The organism is Desulfosarcina ovata subsp. ovata (assembly GCF_009689005.1).
In the GTDB taxonomy this organism is placed as follows: Bacteria; Desulfobacterota; Desulfobacteria; order Desulfobacterales; family Desulfosarcinaceae; genus Desulfosarcina; species Desulfosarcina ovata.
This window is the reverse complement of the sequence record NZ_AP021879.1, coordinates 6223790-6240613: the sequence shown is the minus strand read 5'-3', so window position 1 is coordinate 6240613 and position 16824 is coordinate 6223790. Positions and strand designations below refer to the sequence as shown.

Annotated in this window: 14 protein-coding genes; 8 read left to right on the top strand and 6 right to left on the bottom strand. The window is 56.4% G+C overall.

Annotation, left to right across the window (positions count from 1 at the left end):
* Positions 1-33: 33 nt before the first annotated feature.
* The gene (gene acsC / locus GN112_RS27375) at positions 34-1371 is read left to right on the top strand and encodes an acetyl-CoA decarbonylase/synthase complex subunit gamma (RefSeq protein WP_155313072.1); all 1338 of its coding nucleotides are present in this window, start codon (positions 34-36) and stop codon (positions 1369-1371) included.
* A gap of 156 nt (positions 1372-1527) precedes the next feature.
* On the top strand, positions 1528-2424 hold the full coding sequence (locus tag GN112_RS27370) for a dihydropteroate synthase (protein ID WP_155313071.1): 897 nt from the start codon (positions 1528-1530) through the stop codon (positions 2422-2424).
* A 118-nt stretch (positions 2425-2542) separates the two neighbouring features.
* Here the strand turns inward: GN112_RS27370 and GN112_RS27365 are convergent, their stop codons facing one another.
* From GN112_RS27365 to GN112_RS27345, 5 genes are all read right to left on the bottom strand, one after another.
* On the bottom strand, positions 2543-3322 hold the full coding sequence (locus GN112_RS27365) for a 2Fe-2S iron-sulfur cluster-binding protein (protein WP_155313070.1): 780 nt from the start codon (positions 3320-3322) through the stop codon (positions 2543-2545).
* 3 nt (positions 3323-3325) lie between these two features.
* Positions 3326-3775: a CBS domain-containing protein gene (locus tag GN112_RS27360; protein ID WP_155313069.1), complete on the bottom strand. Its 450-nt coding sequence runs from the start codon at positions 3773-3775 to the stop codon at positions 3326-3328.
* 52 nt (positions 3776-3827) lie between these two features.
* Positions 3828-4040, bottom strand: coding sequence for a hypothetical protein (locus GN112_RS27355; RefSeq protein WP_155313068.1), 213 nt, complete (start codon positions 4038-4040; stop codon positions 3828-3830).
* Between the two features lie 32 nt (positions 4041-4072).
* On the bottom strand, positions 4073-6229 hold the full coding sequence (locus tag GN112_RS27350) for an FAD-dependent oxidoreductase (RefSeq protein WP_155313067.1): 2157 nt from the start codon (positions 6227-6229) through the stop codon (positions 4073-4075).
* Positions 6230-6399: 170 nt separating this feature from the next.
* Complete coding sequence (locus GN112_RS27345; protein ID WP_155313066.1) at positions 6400-6915, bottom strand: 4Fe-4S dicluster domain-containing protein; 516 nt, start codon at positions 6913-6915, stop codon at positions 6400-6402.
* Between the two features lie 658 nt (positions 6916-7573).
* On the opposite strand from GN112_RS27345, the gene GN112_RS27340 reads away from it, so the two are divergent.
* From GN112_RS27340 to mutY, 6 genes are all read left to right on the top strand, one after another.
* Positions 7574-8737, top strand: coding sequence for a sulfite exporter TauE/SafE family protein (locus GN112_RS27340; RefSeq protein ID WP_155313065.1), 1164 nt, complete (start codon positions 7574-7576; stop codon positions 8735-8737).
* A gap of 295 nt (positions 8738-9032) precedes the next feature.
* Positions 9033-9443 carry a hypothetical protein gene (locus GN112_RS27335; protein WP_162459144.1) on the top strand — a complete coding sequence of 137 codons (411 nt, stop codon included), beginning with the start codon at positions 9033-9035 and terminating at the stop codon, positions 9441-9443.
* A gap of 71 nt (positions 9444-9514) precedes the next feature.
* The gene (locus GN112_RS27330; protein WP_155313063.1) at positions 9515-9997 is read left to right on the top strand and encodes a hypothetical protein; all 483 of its coding nucleotides are present in this window, start codon (positions 9515-9517) and stop codon (positions 9995-9997) included.
* The gene (locus tag GN112_RS27325; protein WP_231717150.1) at positions 9997-11517 is read left to right on the top strand and encodes a two-component system sensor histidine kinase NtrB; all 1521 of its coding nucleotides are present in this window, start codon (positions 9997-9999) and stop codon (positions 11515-11517) included. Before GN112_RS27330 ends, GN112_RS27325 begins: the two co-directional genes overlap by 1 nt.
* Positions 11518-11520: 3 nt before the next feature.
* A complete protein-coding gene (locus tag GN112_RS27320) occupies positions 11521-12921 on the top strand; it encodes a sigma-54-dependent transcriptional regulator (protein WP_155313061.1) in 1401 nt (466 codons plus the stop codon).
* A gap of 61 nt (positions 12922-12982) precedes the next feature.
* Positions 12983-14059, top strand: a complete 1077-nt coding sequence (mutY, locus tag GN112_RS27315) for an A/G-specific adenine glycosylase (RefSeq protein ID WP_155313060.1) — start codon at positions 12983-12985, stop codon at positions 14057-14059.
* A gap of 43 nt (positions 14060-14102) precedes the next feature.
* On the opposite strand, the gene GN112_RS27310 is transcribed toward mutY, so the two are convergent.
* On the bottom strand, positions 14103-16808 hold the full coding sequence (locus tag GN112_RS27310; protein ID WP_162459143.1) for a PAS domain S-box protein: 2706 nt from the start codon (positions 16806-16808) through the stop codon (positions 14103-14105).
* Positions 16809-16824: the final 16 nt, after the last annotated feature.

Sequence of the window (16824 nt, the reverse complement as noted above, 5' to 3'; positions counted from 1 at the left end):
GGGTGAATTGCCCATACAGACAAGGAGAAACGTATGGCATTAACCGGTATTCAGATTTTCAAACTGCTGCCCAAGACCAACTGCAAGGAGTGTGGGGTACCCACCTGCCTTGCCTTTGCCATGAACCTGGCATCGGGTAAGGCTGAGCTGGACAGTTGCCCCTATGTTTCCGAAGAAGCGCGGGCTCAGCTTTCCGAAGCCTCGGCCCCGCCTATTCGTCCGTTCACCATCGGCAAGGGTGTGCGCAAGGCTGCCACCGGTGGCGAAACCGTACAGTATCGTCATGAGAAAACCTTCTACAGCCCGACCTTACTGGCCGCCCAGGTAGGCAGCGATATCGCCGCTGCGGACCTGGAAGCCAAGCTCAAAGCCTGGAACGCGCTTCAGTTCGAACGTGTGGGTCTCAATCTGCGCCCTGAACTGGTAGCCGTTAAAGACGTGAATGGCGACGCTGGCGCGTTTGCCGCCGTGGCCAAACAAGTTGCCGAGACATCGGAATTCAACGTCATCCTGATCACCGAAGACGCCGCCGTGATGAAGGCCGGCGTGGACGCCTGTGGATTCAAACGCCCCTTGATGTACGCGGCCACGGAAGCCAATGCCGATGACTTCGGCGCCATTGCTAAGGACAACGACCTGCCCCTGGCCATCAAGGCCGATTCCGTCGACGGACTGACCGCCTTGTCGGAAAAGCTCACCGGCATGGGGATCAAGGACCTGGTCCTGGATCCCGGCTCCCGTGATCCCAAACAGTCCAATCAGGACATGATCGGTATTCGCCGCGCTGCCCTGAAGGACGGTAACCGCGCCGTGGGTTTCCCGACCATCGCCTTTCCCTGCGAGATGGCCTCGAATATCGATGTGGAGACCATGCTGGCTGCCATGTACATCGCCAAATACGGCAGCATTGTGGTCCTGTCCGATTTTACCGGTGAGAACGTCTTCCCGCTGCTCCTGGAACGGCTCAACATTTTCACCGACCCGCAGCGGCCCATGACCGTGACCGAAGGCATCTACCCGATCAACAATCCGGATGAGAACTCTCGTGTTCTGGTAACCACCAATTTTGCTCTGACCTACTTCATCGTTTCCGGTGAAATTGAGGCCAGCAAGGTTCCCACCTGGCTGCTCGTGAAGGATTCCGAGGGACTGTCGGTCCTCACTGCCTGGGCCGCAGGCAAGTTCGCCGGCGACGACGTGGGTATGTTCGTGAAAAAATGCGGGATCGTGGACAAAATCAAAAACCAGGAAATTGTCATTCCCGGCTATGCTGCCGCCATCGTTGGCGACGTGGAAGAGGAACTGCCTGGCTGGACCATTACCGTTGGCCCCCGGGAAGCTGCACATATCCCCGGGTTTCTCAAAGCGTAACCGCTACATGATCAAACGGTCGGAGTCGTGGTTGAGCTTTTCGTCTCTGACCGTCTTTTCCTGGCCGGTCTGCCGGCCATTCATTGGCAATCGCGTCATTCGTGGCCAAGGTATTGGCCGGAACATGATGCCGAGTAAAAGAAAGGAAGTGAGAGTATGCTACTGATCGGCGAGAGTTTGAATGTCATTTCAAAAAAGATCGGCCGTGCGTTCAAGGAACGCGATCCCAAACCGATCCAGGAAGAGGCCCTTTTCCAAAAAGAGAAACGAATGGACTACATCGACATCAACCTGGGACCGGCCAAAAAAGACGGCCATGAATTGATGCCCTGGGTGGTGGAAGTGGTACAGGACGTGGTTCCCGATCTGCCCCTGGCCCTGGACACGTCCAATATCGATGCCATCGAAGCGGCGCTGAAGGTGATCAAGCAAGTCCCCAGCGGTACCCCGCACATCGTCAACTCCATCATGTGCCGACCGGAGCGTTACGAGCGCATGGTTCCCATGACAGCCGAATACAACGCCGACTTCGTCGCCCTGATGTGGGGACCCGACGGCCTGCCCCGTGATGAAAACGAGCGCGCCGCCCTCTGTGTGGAGCTGCTCTACTTCGCCAACGAAGCCGGCATCCCCAACGAAAAGATCTGGGTCGACGGCATTGTTACCCCGGTAAACATTCAGCAACCCCAGGCCATCAGCCTGATGGAGTTCCAGAAAATGATTCCGGATATGGCACCGGGCGCCCGCAGCACCTGCGGCCTGTCCAACATTTCCAATGGACCGCCCGATCACCTGCGCCCCATCATCAACCAGACTTACACCGTGATGCTGATGAAATGCGGCATGGAATCGATCATTACCGATCCGCGGGATGAAAAGCAGACCGCCATCTGCAAGGGCGAGCGTCAGGATATCATCGACCTGATCTACGGCATGCTGGACGGCACCGAGCCCGATCGCGGAAGTCTCTCCAAGGAGCTTTTGGACTACGCCAAAACCGTGGATGTCATCCTTGGCAAGACCCTGTACTCTGACTCCTGGCTGGAAGTGTAGGCGCCAGTCGCAATTAAGTTCGAATAAAAAACGCCCTTTCCCATTTGGAAGGGGCGTTTTTTATTCGAAACCGCGAATGGCGCCGATTTCAAATCTCAAATTTCAAATTTGAAATCACTTAGTGGCCGGGCATGAGCACTTTGATCGAATGTTCGGCGGCAGCCCGGGTGCGGTCGGAAAACAGCTTGGCGCAGGTCGGGCAGTAGATATGGCTCTCCTTGACGTGGGGGTGAGGCGCGGTACGCTGCTCGATAAAGTGCATGAAGCGGGTCGTCGCGAACCAGCGGCCACACCCTTGGCAACGTTCCAGCGGATGCTTGCCGATGGTCTCGCCGCGAATCAGGATCGATCGGACATTCTCGTTGTCTTCCACCCGGATCGCACCGGTGGGACAAAGGTTGGCGCAGGTACCGCAGCCGATACAGCGATCCGGTTCGGGCGTGACAAACGGCACGCCGTCGATCTTCTTCATTTTGAGCGCGCCGGCTCCCACGATTTCCTTGCATACCCGGATACACAGCCGACAGCGCACACAGCCATCCGGCGGTGCGCCCAGGTCCACCCCGTACTCGGCGGCCATGCGGCGCAAGCGCGCGGATTGGGGAGCCATGCGCAACAAATTCTTAAACGCCTTGGTCCGGGCCGCATCCACGATGGGTCCCGTGGTTTTGATTTCCAGGCCCTCCGAAACCTTGAGGATGCAAGAGAGCATGGCAATCTGGCGACCACCGGTTCGACCGGTCATTTCCACCGCGCAGAGCTTGCATGCCCCGGAAGGCTTCAATGCCGGGTGATAGCACAGGGTGGGAATATTGATATTGTTTTTACGGGCCACCTCGAGTGCGGTCTGTCCCTCTTCTGCCGGATAGGCAGTGCCGTCGATAATTATATTGATCATCGTCTAATCCTGTACGGCGTCCTGAAGATCGGTAATATATTCCTGAAGGTAATGGAGTTCGGCGGTCAATTCACCCACATGATGCTTGACCAGATCGGAAATGGCGAGCATACCGTTGATGCACTGATCCTCCACCACCGGCAGATGCCGGATATCGGCCTTGATCATCATGGCCATGGCGCTGCTCACCAGATCATCGGGTTGGGCTACGATCAGCTTATGGGTCATTGCCTCCCGAAGCGGCATTTCACGGAACAGGCGGCCCCGCCAGGCCACATGACAACGTAGCACGTCCCGCTCGGTAAAAATGCCCACGGGCCGGTCTCCGCCCATGACGATCAGGGCCGATGTACCACTTTCGGTCATCTGGACAATGGCGTCCTCGGCGGTCCGCTCAACCGGAATGGTGTGGACCTTCCGGCGCTTCTGTTTCATCACATCCTGAACCCGCATGGCGAAAATTGCTCCTTTTTCCGGATCCTGACCCTGACGCCTGGATCCTGGTTTACGAATCGATGGGCCGCAGGCAATCCTGGGGCAGGCGGTGGGTCCCCTTGCCGTCCAGGCTCACCTCCACCAGGGCATCGGGATCATTGATGGCGGTATCCGGATCCGTGATGATTCCGTGCAGACCGATAAACCGATCCATGTAATCTTCCCAACTCTCATCCTTGCTCGCCTGGTACACTTCGACCTTCTGTCCCCTTCGAAAAACCATGGTCGTTCCCCTTTCGAATCTCAAACAGTCTCTCAGACCGGCAGCGTATCCACATTAAACCGGGCGCTCTTTTTTCGGGCGCAATCCTCGCAAACCAAAACTTGTTCAGACGCATTGCCAACTGATTTGACACGCTTGTTGATGAAATCAAGATATTTGCGTGGCCCCATGGCCTTACCGCAGGAATCGCAGAAAACAAGCTTTTGCCGGTTCAGAATCGTACCGCACAGCAGCAACAGCCGCTCATCTCCCCGATCCTCGATGCGCATGGCACCGGTGGGGCAATTGGCTGCGCAGGCACCACAGGTAATGCAGCGTTCCTCGGTAATGCGCAGATCCGTGGGGCCGGGATGGTCGAAATTCAGGTAGCCCAACTGCAGGGCACTGATGCCCATTTTGTCCCGACAGACCTCCACACAACGGCCGCAGCGGCGGCAGATATCGCAACGCAAACACCGGCGGGCCTCTTCACGAACCATGTTTTCCGTATAGCCCAGCTCCACCTGCTGAAACATGGTTCGCCGACGATCCAGGTTGAGCATATCCATCACCGGACGCTTGATGACGGTTTTGGTGCTGGCCGGAACTTCAATACAGGGTTCACGGCGCCTGCGCACCGGTACCGGCGGCATCTGTGGCTGGGGAATGCCAAGAAGGTAGCGGTCAATGGCCTCGGCCGCCCGCTTGCCCCCGCCGATGGCTTCGATCACCGTGGCCGGCCCGGTCACCGCATCGCCGGCGGCAAACACACCGTCGATAGACGTCTGCATCGTCACCATGTTCACGTCAATGGTACCACGCCGGGTCCATCCCATGGTTTTCATTTCCCCCAGGCACAGCTGATCCACCTTCTGACCGATGGCACTGATCACCACATCGGCGTTCATCGTGTACTCACTTCCCAGAATAGGTACCGGAGACATGCGGCTGCTGCCCTCCCGCTGGACTAGTTCGGCACGGACGCAGCGCAGCCCTGTAATGCGGTTATCCTGGCCCACGATCTTGCCCGGAATGGTAAGAAACGAAAAGCGCACGCCTTCTTCCTCGGCCTGCTCGACCTCTTCCTCGTCGGCCGGCATTTCATGGCGCGTACGGCGATAGGCAATGGTCACCTCGGGACACCCCAGCCGCAGGCAGGTTCTGGCCGCATCAATGGCCACGTTCCCGCCACCGACGACGACCACCTGTTTTCCCGGCATGCGCCGCTCCCCCAGGGCCACACGACGCAGCAGGTCGATGGCCTCCATGGTCTGGGGAAAATCGTCCTCTCCCGGAATACCCAGTTTATAGGCTTTGTGCGCGCCGATGGCAAAGAAAAAGGCATTATAACCCTGGGACTTCAGTGCATCCAGGGTCACGTCCACACCAAAGCGGGTGTTGAAGGCAAATGTGACCCCCAGCTCTTCCAGCATGGCCACTTCCCGGTCGATCACCTCCCGGGGCAGCCGGTATCGGGGAATGCCCACCATGATCATCCCCCCGGCCATGGGCAGGGCTTCGATGACATGGACCCCGTAGCCTTTGAGAGCCAGGTAATACGCCGCACTCAAGCCCCCGGGGCCGGCACCGATCACGCAGATGCGCTTGCCCTTGTCCGCCTCTTTTTCCGGATTCCGGTAGGTCCCCTCGGACATGGCCCGCTCGGCGGCAAAGGCCTTGAGAAATTTGATGGAAACCGGCGTATCCATCCGTCCGCGGACACACATGAACTCACAGGGACGGGTGCAAACCAGCCCGCAAACCCACGGAAACGGATTGTCGCGACGGATCACATCAATGGCCTCGGCATCCCGGCCCTGACCGATCAAGGTTACATAGGTGGGCACGTCGATTCCTGCCGGACACGCCATCTGACAAGGTGCCGGCGTCAGCCATTCGCAGGTTCCCGTCGGGCAGTTGTGGGTCTTGACATGGCTTTCGAACACCTCACCGTGAGTCGTCAGCGTCTGATGGAGGTGCTGACCCAGGCGATAGCCTTCCTGCTCGTCCTTCCCGCGCATCAGATCCTGGATTAACTCCCGAATCGCCGGCAGATGATCGTCGCCGGCACGCCCCCAGGCAACGTCATCCATCAGGCTGTGGATCTCCTCGGCGATTCTCCGGCTGCGCGGGTGCTTCAACCCCCCAGTGCCGATGAGTTCATCGATAGAATGAATGCTTTCCGTAACCGGACATTGGCTATTGGACATTGCATGACCTCTTGCTGGCCCCAAAAACCGCCCTTGCCCATGCCCCCGACCGCATCGAAGCACAGATCGTCTCAGCTCCGGGCGTCAGAGGGGTGGTCCCTCCGGGACAATCCCGGAGGGACCTGGAGGGAGGGGATTGGGTGCTAGGAAAATCGAAAAAAAAGGCTTCCTCAGAATGCGGTATGCTCCAGCGAAGCCACCGTCTGGGCATGGCGCTCCCGGCGGATCTGAGTCATATCCTCCACCTTGCCGAACTTCAGGCATTGGGTGGTACAGGTGGTCACGCAGGCCGGCTCCAATCCCTGGTCAATGCGATCCATGCAGTAGTCACACTTAACCACCTTACCGGTTTCCGGATCCCATTGCGGAGCGCCCCAGGGGCAGGCCGAAATACAGGTTTTACAGCCCACACAAAGGCTGTGATCAACAAAAACAATCCCGTCGCTGTTGCGCTGCTGCATGGCACCGGTCGGACAGGCGGCAACGCACCAGGGGTTTTCACAGTGAAAGCAAGGCATGAAGATATAAGCCGCCCGGGGCAGCCCGCCGATCATTTTCGGACCGACCTGAATGATCTGACACAAACGGGGACCGATCGGCAGATTCTTGTTTGCCTTGCACTGCACTTCGCAGGCATGGCACCCGATACATTTTTTCGTATCCTGAAAAAGATAGTATTTGCTCATAATCCTCGCATCCTGATTCCGGCCTGCAGGAATATTCCTCCGGCAGGCAATGGTTCATATCAAGCTCACTTTTCTGGGGGGCCGCATTGCTGACACCTTCTAAGCAACTATCGTACCAACCCGCCAAACACCATCAATGCAAAAAAAAATTATCATAAAAAAAATCCATTTTTATTTCAACCCGTTATACTCCCATAAAAAATCCCCAAGGGTGACCGATGGTCGGCGTTCGGGATGTTTCACCATACCAGTGCAATTATTTTCTTGCTATGTATTAATTTTATTGCATTTCAAATTTATTATGCAAAGATAGTATATTCAATAGAATAGGCAAACAGCAATATATATATTGCATCTAAACTCCTGCGGATTCAATTTATTCATCATGCAAACGGTCACAGACGGTCTATCCAATTGCATATCTATTTGTTTTCATGACATTATATACACAGCCCATTCTGTTCTGCAAACGTTTTCCACTGGCATGCAACTTGCTGTTCACCGGTCAACCCTTTTACCATCAGAAGGATGGGAGGTGATGTCCGGAAATCTAAGCAAGCAATCGATTATTAAGGCGGATGAACAGCTTTCATCCTAAATAATTCAAGGTGGCCGAAATGACGTTCGGCCAGAACCATTCACATCCGGGAGGATAAGCATGAAAAAGAAGTGTATTTTGCCTGTTGTATTGTTGTTGCTGTTATCGGTTGTGGTTGCACCGGCATTCACCGACGTCAACGCCTATGCCGGAAGCCTGGAAGACGCAATTTCTGCCACCCCGCAAGGAACCGATCCCGGCCAGCTTGATCCCAACGCCAAGCCCGGATTTTTGGGTATCCCCGGCGCCCCCTCACCCAACCTCATCGCCGGGTTCTTCTGGGCGATCTGGGTGGGCTGGATTTTCTCCACCGTGGGCGCCTTTGGTGGCATCATGTCCGGCGTGGGCCATATCACTGTTTTTGGCTTGGCCGATTATGGCAAGGGGTTTAAGCAAACCTCCCCCATGCTCAATAAATTGATCACCGACAGTATCCGCGTTTCCAACCAGTGGATGGTGGGTCTTTCCGGTGCCGTCTCGAGTTGGAACTACTACAAGATGGGGCGTCTGGTGCTACCCTTGGGCCTGATGCTGGCCATCGGCTCCATTTCCGGTAGTTTCCTGATCCCCGTCATCACGGCTGGCAAAATTTCCCTAAAAGCCTATCTGGGGTACTTCGGCCTCGTGGTGTTCGTCATCGGTGGCTTTTTGTTTTATGAAACCACCCCCAAAGGCCAAGCCGGCAAGAAAGAGGCCAAGGCGGCGGCCAAGGCCTTCGAGGATTCCCACATGAAAGGCGGATCCAAAGTGGACGAGGCCGAACAGGGTGTCAAGGTGAAGTCCTGGGGTTTTAAGAGAATCACCTTCACCTTTTACGGTGTCGAGTTCGGCTTCAACCCCATCGTTCCCATCATTGGTGGGTTCCTTATCGCCGCTCTGGCTTCTTTCCTGGGTGTCGGAGGCGGATTCCTCTTCGTTCCGTTTCTGACCAGTGTTGCCGGATTGCCCATGTTTCTCGTGGCCGGCACCTCGGCCCTCACGGTTCTGGTGGGCATGATCATCAGTATCTTTACCTACATGGTCGTTAAAGGTGTGCCGGTTTTCTGGCCCCTCATCGGGGTCGAGCTGATCGGCATTTTCGTCGGCTCCATGATCGGTCCGCGGACCTCCAAGTATATCCCGGACATCTGGCTGAAACGGCTTTTCGTCGTCCTGGCCGTTTACGTGGGGCTGCGATACACGACCAAGGGTTTCCTGGGCTACAGCATCGTTCCGCCGTTTTGATGGATATCCCCACCGTCCAAAAATAAGACAATTGGAATCTCCCGGGTCGGCAATCCCTGCCGCCCCGGGATGATTCCGGAAGATACCCCCAATGGAAATACTTAGCGCCATATACTACGGAGTCGATGGCTTCTTGATTTCATTCTATCGCTTAAGCCAGATTCCGATCCTTGGATACTACATCGGCACCGGGGTGTTATGCCTGATCTGCGTGCTCATCGGTCAGATGACCTATTGTTGGATCTACCGCCGCAATCACCGGTTTTTCAGCTCGGACAGCCAGGAAATGATCCATATGCACAATTTGTCCATCAAGGCCCTTGGCGCCAAAAACAAAACGGCATACAAAAGCTGTAACAAGCAGGCCAACGATGCCTTCGGAAAATATTTCTTCGCCCAAGCGGCCATTGGTATTTCGTCGCTATGGCCGGTTCCTTTCGCCTTGGGATGGATGCAAAGTCGTTTTGTCCAGGTCGATTTCGCTCTCCCTATCCCCCTTCCCGGCTTTGGTTCGTCAGTAGGGTTCATGTTTACATTTTTCCCTATCTACGTATTGGTTTACATCTTGTTCGGAAAAATCAAACACAAACTCCCTTACTTTTCATCTTTCGAGCAATGGCGCCAGGCGAGCCATTCAGAAGCCGAGGAAATGATGAGCTTTTCAGATCTGGCCGGCCCCAAGGCACCAGGTCCAACCATTTCATAATCTGCCACTCGCCATTTTCACTGGTCAAATCATGCTGTTGGGCGAGCTGTTGAAGACCGGGATGAAAATCTATGCAACCGACCACGCACAAGCTGCAATGGCTGGTAGTCATCGTCTGCCTCTTTTGGCCGGTGGATGGGTTGGCCACCCAGGCCCATGCCGGTATCGAGGGGGTATGGGTCCATCAATTCGCCCACGTCTTTTTTCTTTTCTCCATGGGGTTGTTAATTTTCTGGCTTCGCCAGGCGGAATTGGTCAAATTGCCGGGATGGCGCTACATCCAATATGCGGCCCTTTTTTTTATCCTCTGGAACCTTGACGCCATTTTGGTGCACCTTTTGGACGAGCAGATCCTTGCGGTAACCGTCAACACCATCGGCCCCTGGCACATCCGCATCAATGCCGCTGCCGGGCGCGATTGGCTGGCGACGGTGTATTATCTGGCCAAGCTGGATCATCTGCTATGCGTCCCGGCCATGGTGTGCCTGATGCTGGGGCTGCGCCACATGCTGCAGGAAAATCGCCGGTCACAGTCGGATGGGAGATTACGGTAATGGTGACCGTCAGCTCCTTCCCCATCTGGTTTGTCGATGTTGTTGGATCGGTTCTGATGATTGTTTTTACCTTCGTCAGCCTGGGCTATTGTCTGGAACTGAAAAAAAACGAGCCCACCGACATCATCATCATCAACTACCTGTTGTGGGTGTGCGTAGCCCTGGCCGTGTTTGCCATCTCCCGCTCTGCCGGCCATCTACTCAAACAAATCTTCCTGCTCTCCGGCCACCAGGCGCTGTGGACGGCGACCCAGCCCTTTTCCGGCGCCATCAACACCTTCACCTTCATCGTCGTGGCCTCGGTGACCCTTTTTTTCGAGCGCACATGGGCCATTTACGGGACCATCCTAAAGGATCGTCAAGCGTTGCAGACCGCCCATGAGGAGTTGATTTACCTTAACCAGAACCTTGAAGGGCTGGTTGAAGAGCGCACCGAAGCCCTGGCGATCTCCGAACAAAAATACCGGCGTATTTTCGAGGTATCCAGGGACATGATCCTGGTTACCCGAACGGACGGCCGGATTCTTAATATCAACCCGGCCGGCAAACAATTGTGTGGTTTGTCCACCGCGAGCGACTCGGCCATCGAGGGACAGCTTTTCCAGAACTATCTTTCGGGTCCCGATGACTGGAAAAACATCAACCAGCACATCGAAAATCGGGGCTTTATTTCCAGCGAAGAATTCGATCTGCTCCTGGAAGACGGCAGTCACCGCCGGGTGCTGCTCTCCGGCAGCTTGGCAAAAACACCTTCCGAAGAAGGCGAAACAATCCATTTTCTGGTCAAGGATATCGAGCAGCGCCGATTGATGCAAAAGCAGATGGCCCAGGCGGACAAACTGGCTTCCATCGGCGAGCTCTCCTCAGGGATCGCCCACGAGATCAACAACCCACTGGGCATCATCCTGGGATATACCCAATTGCTGCTGCGCGGTGAAGACCCGCAATCGGACCGTTACAATGACCTTAAAACCATTGAAAAACACGTCCGGTCCTGCAAGGCCATTGTCGAGGACCTGCTCAATTTCGCCCGGACGTCACACCCGCACAAGGAACAGATTGACATTCACGCGGTGATCACGGATGTGGTCCATTTCGTCCGCCATCACAGCAACCTGGAAAACATCCAGATCGAAACCGCTCTGGCCCCCAAGTTGCCTTCGGTGTTGATGGACGAGAAAAAAATCAAGCAGGTGCTGATCAATCTGTTAATGAATGCCATCCATGCCGTCGGACGCAGCGGGACCATCAGAATCGCTACCGGAACCAATACGGCTGCCAACCGAATCACGGTGGAAGTGGCCGATACCGGGCATGGTATCGCCAAGGAGAATCTGCCCCGGATCTTCGATCCGTTTTTTACCACCAAACCCACCGGTGAAGGAACCGGCCTGGGACTGTCGGTCAGTTACGGCATCATCAAGGGCCACGGTGGTCATATTATCGTAAAAAGCGAGCCGGATCAGGGCGCCGCGTTCACCCTCTCACTGCCCGTCTCACCGGCGATTGCGGAGAGGTAAGCCATGACGACATCCCACCTTCTGATTGTCGATGACGAACCGGATATGCTGACGCTGCTCAAACGCAGCCTGCAACCCGACCTGGATTGCCAGGTGGACACCGCACCTTCCGGTGAGGCGGCCCTTGAAATGATCCGCACCAGCGAATACGATCTGGTGCTGGCAGACATCAAAATGCCCGGCATCAGCGGCCTTGACCTTCTGGAACAGGTAAAGGCCGAGTACGGCGAGGCGATCACCATGGTCATGATGACGGCCTACGGCCACATCGAGATGGCTGTCGAAGCCATGAAACGCGGCGCCTACGATTTCATCACCAAGCCCTTTGACCACGATGCCCTGGTGATGCGACTGGAAAAGGCATTCGAACGCAGCCATCTGCTCAAGGAAAACGAGCGGCTGCTGCACGAGTGCCGCTCCTCGAACAGGTTTCAGGAACTGGTGGGAAAGAGCTCCCAGATGCAACGGGTGTATGAAACCATCCAGATGGTCGCCAAAACCGACCTGACGGTCCTGATCACCGGCGAATCCGGGACCGGCAAGGATCTTACCGCCCGTGCCGTCCATGCCTTGAGCAATCGCAGCCAGCGCCCGTTTATCGCCGTGAACTGCCCGACCGTACCGGAACACATTCTGGAAAGCGAACTCTTCGGCTATAAAAAAGGGGCCTTTACCCATGCCACGCGGGATAAGAAAGGCCTTTTCCAGGAAGCCCACAAAGGGACGATTTTCCTGGATGAAATCGGCGACATCACCCCCACCATTCAGACCAAACTGCTGCGCGTGCTTCAGGAAAAGGAGCTTAAGCCACTGGGGGATGCCAGGCCGATTCAGGTGGATGTGCGCATTATTGCCTCCACCAACCAGCCGCTGGCCGAGAAGATCAAATCCGGAGAATTTCGTGAGGATTTTTTCTATCGTCTCAATGTGCTGCCCATCAAACTGCCGCCGCTGCGCGAACGGGCCGAGGATATTCCCCTGATCGCCAACCATCTTCTGGAGAAACACTGCACCAAGCTCGACAAACCTCCCAAACGGATATCGGCCGAATTGATGGACGCCTTTGTCAACCGTCGCTGGGAGGGCAATGCGCGGGAGATGGAGAACATGATCATGCAGGGGATCCTCTTCTCCGGGGGAGATGAAATCACCCCCAAGGACGTGGGTATCGGCCGGCCGACAACCGCCAGCACCGTGGCGGAGATCACTTCGCTGCTGGACATGCCCTACAAGGAGGCCAAAGAGAGCAACCTGCAGACGTTCAACGCCGCCTACATCGGGCATATGCTGACCCAGAGCAAGGGCAATGTCACCCAGGCGGCCAAGGCCAGCGGTCTGGAGCGCCAGGCCCTGCAGCAAATCATGCGCCGCTACGGCATTTCGGCGGAGCCGTACCGTCGTTAATCACGCAACAGATCGGGCAGGTTCCGCCCCCTCCCGCAGCGGCCCCGAGGAACCGTTGGCCATGCAACCGGAGGCCATCGGCCAGAACTTGCTGGACTGGTATGCGGCCCATCAACGCCGCCTGCCCTGGCGGGAAACATCGGATCCCTGGGCCATCTGGATTTCAGAGGTGATGCTCCAACAGACGCAGGTGGCCACGGCCATTCCTTACTACCATCGTTTCATGCACCGCTTCCCGACCCCCCGGCATCTGGCCGGGGCCAACGTCCAGGAGGTCCTCAAACTGTGGGAAGGGCTTGGATACTACTCGCGGGCCAGGCATCTGCACCGGGCCGCCGGTGTGGTGGTATCCCGTTACCATGGGCAGGTGCCGGACGATCCGGCCATTTTTCGAACGCTTCCCGGTGTGGGCGATTATATTGCTGCCGCAGTGCTGAGTATTGCCTTCGGCCGGGTGATCGCCGTTGTGGACGGCAACGTCAAACGGGTTCTGGCACGCCTGTTTGAGCTGGAACATCCCGTCAACCGAAGCGGATCCCACAAGTTTTTTCAGCCGCTGGCCGACCGCCTGATCACTCCCCACCAACCGGCGGATTTCAACCAAGCCATGATGGAGTTGGGGGCGCTGGTCTGCCGGCCGAAAAACCCCGACTGCGGCCATTGCCCTCTGTTCGGGCTCTGCCGGGCCAACCGGAATCGAACGACTGCCGACTATCCCAGGCGGGATGCGGCACGCAAGAGACCCCACCGCCATCTGGCCATCGGTGTAATTGTAAAAGAAGACAAACTTCTGGTGGTCCAGCGGCCCATGGACGGTTTTCTGGGAGGGCTGTGGGAATTTCCGGCAATCCCCGCCATGCCGGGAGAAAATGCCGACCGGGCCATTGAAACGGAACTGGCCGATGAGATCGGCCTGCGGATCGGCATGGATCGGTTGTTGACCCGTATCCGGCATGCCTATACCCATTTTACGCTTTCCGCCGATGTCTATCTGTGCCGATACCTGTCCGGCCGGATCCGTCTGAAGCGTGCCCAGTCCCACCGCTGGGTAACCTTTCGGTCATTGCAAAGGCTGCCGCTTCACAAGGCCAACCATAAATTCTTGGAGGATTTGAAAAATGTTCTGGGAAAAGGCTGAACAACGACCTGGCGCCAAGGACCGTTGAAAGGGGGCATGGCCACTAGTTCCCGGCAGAAGTTTCGGAGTGATCCAGCACCCGGCGGATGGTTCGGGCAAGGTTCTCCACAGACATCGGCTTCATCAAGAATGCACGGATACCCAGGGCCCTGGCCCGTTCCGAAGACATTCGCTTGCTATAGCCGGTACAGATGATCACCGGGATGTCTGCCCGTCGTTTCAAAATCTCTGCGGCCAGCTGGTCGCCGGTCATGTCGGGCATGGTCATGTCCGTGATCACCAGATCGAACTGGTCCGGCCGGGCGGCAAACAGGTCCAAAGCTTCGATGGCATTGGTGGTGCCGACAGCGTCGTACCCCAGATCCCTGAGCATCTCCCCCCCCACCCTTACCAGGAGTTCCTCATCGTCCACATAGAGAATACGCTCGTTACCCCTGGGATACGTGCTGACCGGTTCCGAGACCGTCGTGGCCGGGCTTTCCAGCAAGGGAAACAGGATCCTGAAAACCGATCCTTTCCCCGATTCGCTTTCCACAAAAATCCGCCCTTCGTGGTCGTTAATGATCCCGTGCACCGTGGCCAGTCCCATGCCCGTGCCTTCACCCACGGCCTTTGTGGTAAAGTAGGGGTCGAAAATGCGGTCCATCACGGTTTGTTCCATGCCCGTCCCCGTATCTTCCACGGATAGCTGCAGGTATGGTCCAGGGGCCATGTCTTCACCGCCGGGCACCGCAGCGGGCTCGATCCGGATACGCTCCAGAGTCACGGTCAATTGGCCGCCGGACGTCTCCATGGCATGGGCGGCATTGGTGCAAAGGTTCATCAGCACCTGATGAATCTGGGTCTGGTCGGCCATGACCGGGCCCAGGCCGGAAGGGATGTCATGGACGATGCTGATCGTGGTCGGGATGGATGCGCGAATCAGTTTCAAGGCCTCTTTGAGAACAATGGATATGTCACTGGGAATTTTCTGGGATTTGCCCTGCCGTGTGAAGGTGAGTATTTGCTCCACCAATCCCTTGGCCCGCTCGCTGGCCTTGAGAATGTTGTCGACATACCCTGTGATGCGCGGATTGTCACCGGCATGCATCTGGGTCAGCTGGCTGTACCCGTAAATAGCCCCCAAGATGTTGTTGAAGTCGTGGGCGATACCGCCGGCCAGGGTGCCAATGGCCTCCATTTTCTGGGCCTGCTGAAGTTTCATTTCCAGATGCTCCCGCTCGGCTTCGGCTTTTTTGCGGTCACTGGTGTCGAGAATGATTCCGACCATGGTCTCCGGCCGACCGTCATCGTCCTGGCGAACGACCCTGGCTTTGGTATGAAACCAGCGCCAGCCACCATCCATGGCGAGCAATCGGAATTCGTGATCAAACAATTCCGCCTCACCGGCCATATGCCGGTTGAAGTTTCGTTGAATGGCGTCCCAGGCTTCCGGTGTCGTCTTTGATCGGATAAACTCCAGCCCCATAGCAAGATCCGATTCGGTGTACCCCAGCAGGCTATAGATGCGTTTGTCCACCCGCAGGGCACCGGATTTCAGGTCCAGCTGCCAGATGCCGGCATCGCTCACATCCAGGGCCAGCAGGAGGCGCGCCTCGCTTTCCTGACGCCGGGACTCCATTTCGCGCTGCTCGGTAATGTCCCTGGCAATCCCCTGGGTCCCCACGAAAACACGCAGGCCGGACTCTAAAAAGACATAAAGGCCTTCCGCATCCACAAGAAGCACGGGGTTGCGATCGGACGCACCCTCCTCCGAGCGCCTGCCGCGCCGGCAGTATTCTCCAAAGGCGTGAATCGCAAGCCGTTGCGTACTGCGGCTGCCCGTGCGCCGTTCGTTGATCCGGGACTGGGCGAGTTCACGGTCATTTTCGTGAACGTAGTCCAGAAACGGTTTGCCAATCAGTTCCTCAGGCGTCACCCCGTATCGACGGATCGCCTCACTGACAAAGGTGAAACGGCCGGCGGTATCCAAACGGTAGATGACGTCCGGGGTGGCCCGAATGATCGAATCCAGCTCCTGCTGGGAGTTCAGCAGGGCCGCTTCGGCATCGCGGTGTTCGGCAATTTCATTCTCGAGGCGCTGGTTGACCTCTTTCAGGGATTGTTCACGATACCGGATCTGTTCGGCCATGTGGTTGAACCGCGATACGATGGTTCGGATTTCCTGCTGCGGAGCCTGAAGATCCACAAACTCGTATTCTCCGCGTGATATCTGCTCGGTACGCCGGATCAACTGGTCGAGCGGCGCGAAAAGAAACAGTTTGAGAACAATTCTCAGGGTTATCGCCAGCACCAGGATAACTATCGCCAGTGCAATCAGCCCGATCCACATAAGCTGGTGCTGGCGCTCATAGAGCGCCTGAACATCGAGGGAGATTTCAAAATGACCGACAATCTGATCACCGTGGGTAATGGTGACCCGTCTTACGGATTTGCTGTCCTGATTGCCACGCTGCCGTTCGAAAAGAACCTTGCCCTCACTGTCCACAACGATCAGCTTCTCGACCAGAGTGTTTTCGAAAAAAGAGTTACATATTTTTCCGATCCCCTCATCATCGTAATTCCAGATCGGCAGCTCCAGGGAGTCCTGAAGATAGTCACTGAACTCCATCAAAATCGTTTCGCTCTGGGCTTTGGTTTTATGGGAGATATAGAAATAGCCAAGCGACGCCACCAAAATGGAGATAACGGTGACCACGAGAACGATGCTGACAATCAGATCGTTGTAAAGGGTTCTGCTGCCTTGCACGGTTGAACGGTTCCGG